The organism is Pedobacter sp. AC379, assembly GCF_979258145.1.
The window spans coordinates 5,232,906-5,244,434 of record NZ_OZ409839.1 but is presented as its reverse complement, the minus strand read 5'-3'; the positions used below and the strand labels follow the sequence as shown (position 1 = coordinate 5,244,434).

Annotated in this window: 11 protein-coding genes; 2 read left to right on the top strand and 9 right to left on the bottom strand. The window is 37.6% G+C overall.

Going from position 1 to position 11,529, the window contains the following annotated elements; all coding sequences use genetic code 11:
• Window positions 1-74: 74 nt before the first annotated feature.
• The 9 genes from ACZZZW_RS22565 to atpD form a co-directional block, all read right to left on the bottom strand.
• A complete protein-coding gene (locus ACZZZW_RS22565) occupies window positions 75-536 on the bottom strand; it encodes a DinB family protein (RefSeq protein WP_463496735.1) in 462 nt (153 codons plus the stop codon).
• Window positions 537-667: 131 nt separating this feature from the next.
• Complete coding sequence (gene ilvN, locus ACZZZW_RS22560; protein WP_055912637.1) at window positions 668-1,306, bottom strand: acetolactate synthase small subunit; 639 nt, start codon at window positions 1,304-1,306, stop codon at window positions 668-670.
• Window positions 1,307-1,381: 75 nt separating this feature from the next.
• The gene (gene ilvB / locus ACZZZW_RS22555; protein ID WP_463496732.1) at window positions 1,382-3,133 is read right to left on the bottom strand and encodes a biosynthetic-type acetolactate synthase large subunit; all 1,752 of its coding nucleotides are present in this window, start codon (window positions 3,131-3,133) and stop codon (window positions 1,382-1,384) included.
• Window positions 3,134-3,154: 21 nt separating this feature from the next.
• Window positions 3,155-3,745: an ORF6N domain-containing protein gene (locus ACZZZW_RS22550; RefSeq protein ID WP_463496730.1), complete on the bottom strand. Its 591-nt coding sequence runs from the start codon at window positions 3,743-3,745 to the stop codon at window positions 3,155-3,157.
• A 49-nt stretch (window positions 3,746-3,794) separates the two neighbouring features.
• Entirely contained in the window at window positions 3,795-5,477 is a 1,683-nt protein-coding gene (gene ilvD, locus ACZZZW_RS22545) for a dihydroxy-acid dehydratase (RefSeq protein ID WP_463496728.1), read from the bottom strand.
• A gap of 240 nt (window positions 5,478-5,717) precedes the next feature.
• Complete coding sequence (locus ACZZZW_RS22540) at window positions 5,718-6,296, bottom strand: O-methyltransferase (RefSeq protein ID WP_463496726.1); 579 nt, start codon at window positions 6,294-6,296, stop codon at window positions 5,718-5,720.
• A gap of 122 nt (window positions 6,297-6,418) precedes the next feature.
• Complete coding sequence (gene ilvE, locus ACZZZW_RS22535; protein ID WP_055912623.1) at window positions 6,419-7,309, bottom strand: branched-chain-amino-acid transaminase; 891 nt, start codon at window positions 7,307-7,309, stop codon at window positions 6,419-6,421.
• 755 nt (window positions 7,310-8,064) lie between these two features.
• Complete coding sequence (gene atpC, locus ACZZZW_RS22530) at window positions 8,065-8,310, bottom strand: ATP synthase F1 subunit epsilon (protein WP_055912620.1); 246 nt, start codon at window positions 8,308-8,310, stop codon at window positions 8,065-8,067.
• Between the two features lie 81 nt (window positions 8,311-8,391).
• Window positions 8,392-9,894 (bottom strand): F0F1 ATP synthase subunit beta, encoded by a 1,503-nt coding sequence (atpD, locus tag ACZZZW_RS22525; protein ID WP_025145829.1) that lies wholly within the window; start codon window positions 9,892-9,894, stop codon window positions 8,392-8,394.
• Window positions 9,895-10,055: 161 nt separating this feature from the next.
• Here atpD and ACZZZW_RS22520 point away from each other — a divergent pair, with 161 nt between their 5' ends.
• Together ACZZZW_RS22520 and ACZZZW_RS22515 are read left to right on the top strand one after the other, a co-directional pair.
• A complete protein-coding gene (locus ACZZZW_RS22520; RefSeq protein WP_463496723.1) occupies window positions 10,056-10,964 on the top strand; it encodes an SDR family oxidoreductase in 909 nt (302 codons plus the stop codon).
• Between the two features lie 82 nt (window positions 10,965-11,046).
• A complete protein-coding gene (locus tag ACZZZW_RS22515) occupies window positions 11,047-11,511 on the top strand; it encodes a redoxin domain-containing protein (protein ID WP_463496721.1) in 465 nt (154 codons plus the stop codon).
• The last annotated feature ends 18 nt before the right edge of the window (window positions 11,512-11,529 follow it).

The window sequence follows — 11,529 nt, the reverse complement described above, 5'->3', positions numbered from 1 at the left end:
TTTTCTTCGGTTTGATTTCAAGGATGCCGTGATTACACTGATTTTTTTATTATCAGTTTCACATCTTTCATCACTTATAGTATTTTTTTTAATGCCCATGCATAGCCCTGATGTACATTATCGTGGCCAACAGTGGTAATCAGAACTTCTTCTATGCTATTCAATTGTACACCATAGGTTGCTGTTGTAAAAGGAGTAATGCTGCTGAATTTTCCTGCTGCATAATCTGCTTTTATTTTTTCAATGCTTGATAAGGCTATGCCTTTCAATTCTGCTACTTCTTCTTCGGTTACGGTATAAGTTGGCTTGGTATCTTTTTTATAATACTCGTTGAATCTTACGGAAGCTGCATCTTCCAATATACCTGTACGCACGTAACAAAGGGTTTGAGTACTTACAACAATGTGCCCGAAATTCCAGATGATGTTATTATTGAAGCCATCCGGAATTTTATTCAGTTCTTCATTGGTTAAGCCATCAATCAATTGAATAAAGGCCTTGCGTGAGTTTATTATAAAATCAAATACTTCGTTCATTCTCTTTTAATTTTTGTCGTTGCCTGGTTTATTAAGGATAAGTTATCTATCTATTTGATTTAATCTTGAAGATTTACATTCAAAAAGATTCATTTTGTCGTTTCTTCAGGCAATAACAGTCTGTTTTCGCCTTACATGGTGAAAATTTTGCCGCCTTTTTCTAAAAACTCATTTTCTACTAATTCTTCACCAGGTTCGAAGGCTTCAAATTCTTTTAATTTTTCGTGGAAACCTGCGCTATCTTTAATAATGGCTACCCTTGCAGATCTTACAAATTCAATTAATTCATAAGGTTCTAAAGCTTTTACCAAAGCATCAGTTTCTTCACGGTGGCCGGTTACTGCAAAAACAGTATAATCTTTACGGATCACTACCGCACTGGCACCATATTGCCTTAATAAACGCTCAACAGTTACTTTTTCAGCAATTTCATCTGTAGAAACCTTATAGAGGGCCAGTTCCTGCCATATAATTTCTTCGTTCGTGTTGAAATAAACTTTCAATACTTCAATCTGTTTTTCTATCTGACGGGCCAGCTTTCTTACTACTTCGTAACCTTCATGGATGACGATGTTGAAACGGTGTATCCCTTCAATTTCTGATGCGGAACTGTTCAAACTTTCGATATTGATTTTTCTTTTAGAGAAAATAATCGCAATCCTGTTTAATAAACCAATGCGGTTTTCGGCATATACCGTAATGGTGTATTCCTGCTTTCCGTCGATATCGGTTTGATCTATTGTGTGTTTTAATGTATCTTCAGTACTCATGTCCAAAATTTTTACCACCAAGGCACAAAGGCCACGAAGGTTTTGTTTATGCTATTTTCGCTTTAATCTTTCAGCTTACTTCAACCTGATTTCGCTTACACTCATCCCTTGCGGAACCATTGGAAAAACATTATTTTCTCTTCCAACCATTACTTCTAATAAATAAGAACCTTCATGGTTAATCATCGTTTCTAATGCTTGTCTTAAGTTTGCACGTTCATCAACTTTGTTTGCTTCGATATAATATGATTTAGCCAAAGCCACAAAATCAGGACTGGTGATATTTACGAAGGAATAGCGTTTATCATGGAATAACTGTTGCCATTGACGCACCATACCCAAAAAGCGGTTGTTCAAGATCAGAATTTTCACTGCTGCGCCAAACTGCATAATGGTACCCAATTCCTGAGGAGTCATTTGGAAACCACCATCACCGATAATGGCTATAACAGTTTTATCAGGTGCGCCGTATTTGGCTCCAATTGCGGCCGGTAAACCAAAGCCCATTGTGCCTAAACCTCCAGATGTAATGTTGCTGCGGGTATTGTTAAATTTAGCGTAACGGCACGCTACCATTTGGTGCTGACCTACATCGGTAACGATTATGGCATCACCACCACAAATTTCGTTAATGTTGCGCAAAACTTCGCCCATGGTCATTTCATCACCCGAAGGGTAAAGTTCTGGCGTAATTACCTGATCTATTTCCTGTTGATTATAATCTCTGAACTTGGCTAACCAATCTTCGTGTTTATTTTCGTTAACCAGGTTGGTTAGTAGGGGTAAAGTTTCTTTACAGTCGCCCCAAACGCCCACTTCTGCTTTAACATTCTTGTCAATTTCGGCAGGATCGATATCTAAATGGATTACTTTGGCTTGCTTGGCATATTTATCCAATCGACCAGTTACACGGTCATCAAAACGCATACCGATGGCAATTATAACATCACATTCATTGGTTAATACATTTGGTCCGTAATTTCCATGCATCCCCAACATTCCTACATTGAGTGGGTGTGCAGTTGGAATGGCACCTTCGCCCATGATTGTCCATGCGGCAGGAATACCAGCTTTTTCAATAAATGCTTTAAATTCTTCTTCGGCTTTACCTAAAACCACACCTTGACCAAATAAAACGAATGGTTTTTTGGCTGAGTTGATTAATTCGGCTGCTTGCTCAATATATTCAATCCTAACTTTAGGTTTAGGACGATAACTGCGAATGTGGTTACACTTTACATATTCAGGAAATTCTTCTAACTGTAATTGTGCATTTTTAGTAATATCGATTAATACCGGGCCTGGTCTGCCACTTTTAGCGATGTAAAAGGCTTTTGCCAATACTTCCTGAATTTCTTTGGCATCAGTAACCTGGTAATTCCATTTGGTAACCGGAGTGGTTATATTTATCACATCGGTTTCCTGAAATGCATCAGTACCCAATAAATGAGCAAAAACCTGTCCGGTGATGCAAACCAATGGTGTACTGTCTATCTGAGCATCGGCCAAACCAGTAACCAGGTTTGTTGCGCCTGGTCCGCTGGTTGCGAAAACAACACCAACTTCGCCACTTGCTCTTGCAAAACCCTGAGCCGCGTGGATACCTCCTTGCTCATGGCGAACCAATATGTGTTCTAATTTATCGGCATAATCATAAAGAGCATCATAAATTGGCATGATTGCTCCACCCGGATAACCAAAAATGGTGGTAACACCTTCTTCAATTAATCCATTCAACAAAACCTGCGACCCTGTTCCTTTAAATAAGGTTTTTGAGGTTTCTGCTTTCGCCTCGCTTTGTTGTATTGTATCTTGTGCAGTTTCCATAGTTATGTTTTTGCGGTTCTATTATTTTTTAATTTTAAACCCAATTCTTTCTCTGTCGTTCCACTTCAATTGAGCGATTTTTTCGTCTATTAAGTTTTCCATTGCATCGTAAAGTTCGTTAAGCTGAACATCATGTTCGCCAATGCGCTCTTTAATTTCTGTTAGCTGTTCGTTAAGGTTGTTTTGCTTTAGCAAAATTTTCCGAACATCAACAAAGGCTCTCATAATGGCAATGTTCATGTTAATTGCCTTGTCACTCTTCAAAACGCCACTCAACATGGCAACACCTTGCTCTGTAAAGGCATAAGGCAATTTTCGAGTACCTCCCCAACTTGAAGTCACAATTTGTGACTTCAAGTTGGGGCTACCTGTTATCACAATTTGTGATAATGTACCCTGATTACTTGCATCAATCTGAAGTTTTATCTCTTCAAACTCAGCAGAAGTTAACTGAAACATAAAATCTTCTGGAAAACGCTTTAAGTTACGTTTCACCGCCTGATTCAGTACCTTCGTTTCAACTTCATAAAGCGATGCCAGATCAAAATCAAGTATTACTCTTTCTCCCCGGATGTCATAAATCCTATTCTGAATACTTTTAATTATTTGCATAACCTTTTCTTTTAGTAATCAATTAATCCAGGGATGATTTTTTTGATTTTTAGTCTTCGTCAGTTACGCAACCACTAGCTGCATCTGAAACTGTTTTAGCATATTTATATAAAACACCTTTTGTTACTTTTAATGGAGGCTGCACATAATTTCTTCTACGTTCAGCAATTACTTCATCACTTACTTCTAGGTGGATAATATTATTTACTGCGTCGATCAAGATTCTATCTTCATCTTCTACCAAGCCAATAAGGCCTCCTTTGTAAGATTCGGGAGTAATATGACCAACTACGAAACCGTGTGTACCACCAGAGAAACGGCCATCAGTAATTAAAGCTACAGATTTGCCTAAACCAGCACCAATAATTGCTGAGGTTGGTTTTAACATCTCTGGCATACCTGGTGCGCCAACAGGGCCTGAGTTTTTAATTACAATCACATCTCCGGGTTGAACGCGTCCGCTTGAAATTCCTGCAATTAAATCATGCTCACCATCGAATACCCGTGCAGGGCCTTCAAATTTTTCACCTTCTTTTCCGCTGATTTTTGCAACAGAGCCTTTTTCAGCAAGGTTTCCATAAAGAATCTGTAAATGCCCTGTTGCTTTAATTGGTTCACTTAATTTCTGAATAATTTTTTGGTCGTAATCCATAACCGATTTTACATCAGCTAAATTTTCGGCCATGGTTTTTCCGGTAACAGTTAAGCAATCACCATGTAATAAACCTTCATTTAATAAATATTTCAATACCGCCGGGATACCTCCATATTGATGCAAATCCTGCATTAAAAATTTTCCACTTGGTTTAAAATCAGCTAAAACCGGTGTTTCATCACTCATGCGTTGGAAATCATCCTGAGTAACCTCTACACCAATGGCCTTACCGATAGCGATAAAGTGTAATACCGCGTTTGTACTGCCACCTAAAATAATAATTGATCGGATTGCATTTTCAAATGCTTTCCTGGTCATGATATCAGATGGTTTGATATCTTTTTCCAATAAAACCCTAATGTATTGACCTGCATCCAAACATTCCTGTTTTTTTTCTTCGCTTACTGCAGGGTTAGAGGAAGAATAGGGCAAACTCATACCTAAGGCCTCGATGGCTGCTGCCATAGTGTTTGCAGTATACATGCCACCGCAGGCACCAGCACCAGGGCAGGTATGTTTTATAATGCCTTGAAAATCTTCTTCAGAAAGATTGCCACATATTTTTTGTCCTAAAGCTTCGAAGGCAGAAACGATGTTCAATTCTTCACCTTTGTAATGGCCTGGGGCAATTGTACCACCATAAACCATAATCGAAGGGCGATCTAAGCGTGCCATGGCCATAATGGCTCCGGGCATATTTTTATCGCATCCTGGTATTGCGATAACACCATCATAATATTGGCCTCCGCAAATGGTTTCAATGCTATCCGCAATTACATCACGGCTTACCAATGAGTAACGCATACCATCAGTACCGTTGCTCATGCCATCACTTACGCCAATGGTATTAAAAACCAAGCCCACTAAATCATTGTTCCAGACCCCTTTTTTGACATCTTTTGCAAGATCATTCAGGTGCATATTGCAGGTGTTACCATCGTAACCCATACTCGCAATACCGACCTGCGCTTTAGCCATATCAGCATCAGTTAATCCGATTCCGTAAAGCATAGCTTGTGCTGCCGGTTGTGTAGGGTCTTGTGTAAATGTTTTACTGTACTTGTTTAATTCGCTCATTGTTTAAAATGTATATTCTGGTTCTGTTAGTTGTTAATTTGAGGCAAAAAAAAACCGCCTCGTTTCGGAGGCGGTTTCGGTATGTATATTTTTTATATTATACGCAACGGTTTCCACCTCTTTTTTGAGAAATGACAATAATTAAGTTGCTAATAATGTTTGTGTTTATATTCATGTTTTCGATGAATCACAAACATACTAACTATTTAAAAGATGCAAAGAACTATTTTAAGTATTTCTCTATTTTTTTACTCCGATTACAATCCCGGTTGCCCAAACCTGCTTTGTTAAAAGCAAATCATCTCTGGATTCTAAATCTTTAATCAACTTAACTGCTTTTTCCTGATGCCCTTCAGGCCAGTTTTGTTGAGGTAGCATATCATCAATAATATAAAATCCGCCGGTGTTCAGCATGGATAAAGCTTCATCTAAAAGCAGGTATTTACCATGCCAGGTATCGGCAAAAATGTAATCGAATTTTTTGTCTTTATTATTTTCAATCCATTCGGCACCGTCCGTATCCACCAAGGTTAAGCGTGTGTCATCACCTAAAAAGGTTTCAGCGATGGCTAAAAATTTTGCGTCGTTATCGATTGAAGTAAGTGTACTTTGCCGATCCAAACCATCCAATATCCATGATGTGGATAAACCTGTTCCGGTTCCAAGTTCTAAAAATTTGCCTGATGGTTTAGTGGCAGCAAGTGTTCTGAGCAAAGCGCATGTCAACACATCAGAAGCCATACCAAATCCTGATGCTTTTGTTGCATCACTGATTTGCTGGTAAGCTTTTGGATAATGTTGATTGATCTCTTCAGTCATTTGCTTTTTAGATGCTTTTTATTATTTAAGTTTATTTTTGGTTGATGGTTTTTTAGTCGATGGCTCATAGCTTAATATGCCATCAACTATGAACTATTTAACCATCAGCCAGTAGCTTCTCGCTATATAATCACTTCGTAATTTACTTTTTCCAATACCAGGTTTTTATAAGCGCGTTGTATGGTATAACCGATAGATTCTCTCCATAATGGGCGATAAACAATGTCATCAATCGAGGCAATGCCTGCAATTTCAGTAGCGGTACCACATAAGAAAGCACTATCTGCATTTTTAAGATCTTCTACCGTTAATTTTTTCTCAATACATTCAATATCAAGCACGGTACAAAGTTCTTTTACGGTTGCACGTGTAATGCCAGGTAAAATATTTCCTGCTGACGGGGTATAAAGTTTTCCATCTTTTTCGAGAAAAATATTTGCTCCCGATGCTTCGGCAACAAAACCATGCATATCTAAAAGGAGTGCTTCATCGTAACCTTTAATGTTGGCAGCAGTGGTAGCGAGGATTGAATTAACATAATTTCCACTCAACTTTGCTTCCATTGGAGTTGATTTTGGATTTGGCCTTTCGTAATCAGAAACTGTTAACTTCAATAATTTATTGCCAGAGTAAGCATCCCATTCCCAGGCACAAATCATGATCGAAACTCCACTAGGCCCGTTTAATTTCATATTTGGGTGGCAAAATACCAGCGGACGGATGTAAGCATCTTTTAACTTGTTTAATTGAAGCAATTTATAGGTTGCAGCAATTAATTCCTGTTTATTCCATGGAAAAGGAATGTTTGCCAGCTGGCACGAACGCTCTAATCGGTCGAAATGTGCTGCAGCTTTGAAAATCCGGTTGCCATTATGTGTTTTATAGGCTCTAATACCCTCAAAAGCAGCATAGCCGTAATGTAGCGACTGCCCGTAAAGATCTGTACTGCTATTTACAGCCTTTTCGAAAGCACCATCAAGGTAAATAATCGTATTAGAATTGTAGTATTTCATCTGTTATCTTATTATTTTGTCATCAGTCAGATGGATCTTACCATGATTAAATAAGCCTTGCAATTGTGCTTTTTGGTTTAATAATCGTGGCCGGTTCATAATACTGTGTTTTGTTATTTAAAAAAAGCGTCCCGTTTGTATCGGGACGCTTTAAGTATATTAGTTTTTTAAAATCTATTTATAAGCTGCCCGTTTTCATTTCTGCTAAAATATTTAGGAGTAGCAGGTTAAGTAAAATGACAGGTAACAACACTACATTACCCGCTGCTTTAGCAGTAGTATAACTAGAAACTATGTTGTTTTGAATGATCATTATTACCTTATTGTTTACAAAAACCAATTTAGTTTTTGGTTCATTAATATGCAAGAGAAATCAGAAAAAAGTGAAATCAATACATAATTCTTTGTAATTAGGTATTATCAGAATATTATTCTTATTTGGAGTCCGAATAGTTATTTAATGCCGATAGCCTTATACCAAATATCAAAACGGTATACGGTATGTTTATTATGCTTGCATTATAAATTTTCTATTTTTCTGCTTAAATCCCTGTATAGTGCGCTAAAAGTTGAAAATTTTGGCTGTATGTGAAATTGAAATCCGGATGAAAATTTAAGTATATATCAACAATTTTAGTTGATTATGTTTTTGCTTTAATTCTGGTTTCCAAATAAGGCATTTGGTTAGCCTATATAAAAAAAGCCTCCCGGATTTTTTAAATCGGGAGGCTTTTTAAATGAGTTAATTATTTTGCTTAAGCAATACCTTCAGCTAATACCACAATTTTGTTGTGGATAGCTTCAACCACACCGCCTTTAATAAAAAAGCGTTGCTCGTCAGCTTTGTTTGCTTTTATAATAACTTCTCCATCTTCTAAAGTAGAGATGATAGGGGCGTGGTCTTTTAAAATCTGGAAAGAACCTAAAGTACCAGGAACCGTAACTGCTGTTACTTCACCTTCGAAAACTTTTTTATCTGGAGTTAATATTTCTAAATTCATTTTGAATAGATTTGAGATTTGAGATACAAGATTTGAGACCAAGTCTCTCTCATATCTCATATCTAGTGTCTCACGTCTTTCTTAGTTTGCTTCTGCTAATAATTTTTTACCTTTTTCGATTGCATCTTCAATGCTACCAACTAAGTTAAATGCAGCTTCAGGGTACTCATCAACTTCACCATCCATGATCATGTTAAATCCTTTGATGGTATCTTTAATGTCAACCAATACACCTTTTAAGCCTGTAAATTGCTCAGCTACGTGGAAAGGTTGAGATAAGAAACGTTGAACACGACGTGCTCTTGATACTACCAACTTATCTTCTTCAGATAATTCGTCCATACCTAAGATCGCGATGATATCCTGTAATTCTTTATAACGTTGTAAAGTTTCTTTAACACGTTGTGCAGTATTATAATGCTCATCACCCAAAACAGCCGGAGAAAGGATACGTGAAGTAGAATCCAATGGATCTACCGCAGGATAGATACCTAGCTCAGCAATTTTACGTGAAAGTACTGTAGTAGCATCTAAGTGGGCAAAAGTTGTTGCCGGAGCCGGGTCAGTTAAATCATCCGCAGGTACATATACCGCTTGTACTGATGTAATTGATCCACGTTTTGTTGATGTGATACGCTCTTGCATTAAACCCATTTCAGTTGCCAATGTTGGTTGGTAACCTACTGCTGAAGGCATACGACCTAATAAAGCCGATACTTCAGAACCTGCCTGGGTAAAACGGAAGATATTATCAACGAAGAAAAGGATGTCTTTTCCAGCGCCTTCTCCATCACCATCACGGAAATATTCTGCAACTGTTAATCCTGATAAAGCCACACGAGCACGTGCACCAGGAGGCTCGTTCATTTGTCCGAAAACCAAGGTTGCTTTTGATTCTTTTAATTTTTCAGTATCAACAGCTTTCAAATCCCATCCACCTTTTTCCATTGAGTGTAAGAATTCGTCGCCATAGTTGATTACACCTGATTCGATAAACTCACGAAGTAAATCGTTACCCTCACGAGTACGCTCACCAACACCTGCGAATACTGATAAACCAGCATAAGCTTTAGCGATGTTGTTTACCAACTCCATAATTAATACTGTTTTACCCACACCAGCACCACCGAACAAACCAATTTTACCACCTTTAGCGTAAGGCTCTAATAAATCGATTACTTTAATACCTGTAAAAAGTACTTCAGTTTCAGTAGATAAATCTTCGAACTTAGGAGGAGTGGCATGGATCGGACGACCATCAGTTTTATCAACTGCATTGATACCATCAATCGCTTCACCAACTACATTAAATAAACGACCTTTAATCTGGTCGCCAACTGGCATTTTAATTGCAGCGCCAGTATCAACTACTTTCATACCACGAACTAAACCGTCAGTAGAGTCCATCGAAATTGCACGTACACGGTCTTCACCTAAGTGCTGTTGAACTTCTAAAACAATTTTTTGTCCATTTTCTTTCGTTATTTCTAACGCATCAAAAATTTTAGGTAGATGGGCATCATCAGCAAAGCTAACGTCAACCACTGGGCCGATAATTTGTGCTATTTTTCCTAAGTTAGGCATATCTGTTGTGAGTAAATTTATTACAGTCAATGAATTAAAGCTGTTTAAAGGGGCTCCAATTCGGTTGGCAAAGTTAAGTTATTCTAACTGAATTTTAAATATATATTATAAATTTTTTCAACATGGTTTTTATCGATAATTTAGAGGCTGAAATAAGCAATATGAAAACCATTTTAACAACAGGGAGCAATGGCCTTTTGGGGCAGAAAATAACCGAAAAAGTATTGGCCGAAGGTAGGTTGAAATTGGTGGCCACATCCAAAGGTGATAATCGATATCCTGTAAAAGATGGCTATGAATATGCAGAAATGGATATTTTGAAGAGCGATGAGGTGAGGAAAGTTATTGAGAAATATCAGCCTGATGCGATTATCCATACTGCGGCGATGACCAACGTTGACACCTGCGAAGCCAACAAAGAATTATGTAACCAGCTTAATGTAGATGCTGTTCAGACTTTATTGTCGATTTGTGAAGAAAAAAATATTCAGCTGATCCATCTAAGTACCGATTTTGTTTTTGATGGTGCCGACGGGCCTTACAGGGAAGAAGATGCCGTTAATCCGGTAAGTTATTATGGCGAATCGAAAGTGCTGGCGGAAGAGCTGCTTAAAAATTCAAAGGCCAGCTGGGCCATATTGAGAACAATCTTAGTTTACGGAATTACGAATGATATGAGCCGGAGCAATATTGTATTATGGGCTAAAGGTGCTTTAGAAAAATTATCTCCTGTAAATGTGGTAAACGATCAATGGCGCATGCCTACTTTGGCCGAAGATTTGGCCCAGGCCTGTTTGCTGGCTGTCGAGAAAAATGCACAGGGTATTTATCATGTATCGGGTAAAGATTACATCAGTATTGCAGGTTTAGTGCGGAAAGTTGCCGATTATTGGGCGCTCGATCAATCTTTAATTAATGAAATAAGCTCGGTAAGTTTAAACCAAACGGCTAAACGCCCGGTTAAAACAGGTTTTGTGTTGGATAAAACGATAAAAGAACTGGGTTATAATCCTCATAGTTTTGAAGAGGGCCTCGCGATTTTAGATCGACAGATGAAAAAAGATTATTAATTCATTGGTTTGGCTACATGCATTAACGACAATTGAATTATTTGAACCAATTAATAAATTTAAACAATTAAACAAATTACCCATGGCATTACAAATTGGCGATACAGCCCCTGATTTTAAATTATACAGTTCTGATTTAGCAGAGATATCACTTTCTGCATTTAAAGGCAAAAAAGTAATCATACATTTTTTTCCTATGGCTTTTACTGGTACATGTACCGAACAATTGTGCACCATGCGTGATAATTTCAGTTATTATGAAGGAATAAATGCACAGGTAATTGGTATTTCTGTTGATTCGCCATTCTCTTTGGGTAAATTTAAAGAGGTACAAAGTTATCAGTTCCCATTATTGTCTGATTTTAATAAAGAAGTTTCTAAAGCTTACGGTGCTTTTTATGATGAATTTGTGTTCGGATTGAAAGGTGTTTCAAAAAGAGCGGCTTTTGTGATTGATGAAGAAGGAAAAATTAGTTATGCTGAAGTTTTAGAAGATGCGCATAATTTGCCTGATTTTAAAGCGATTAATGATGTATTAGGTGAATAAAGCATAAACTGTAAAAGG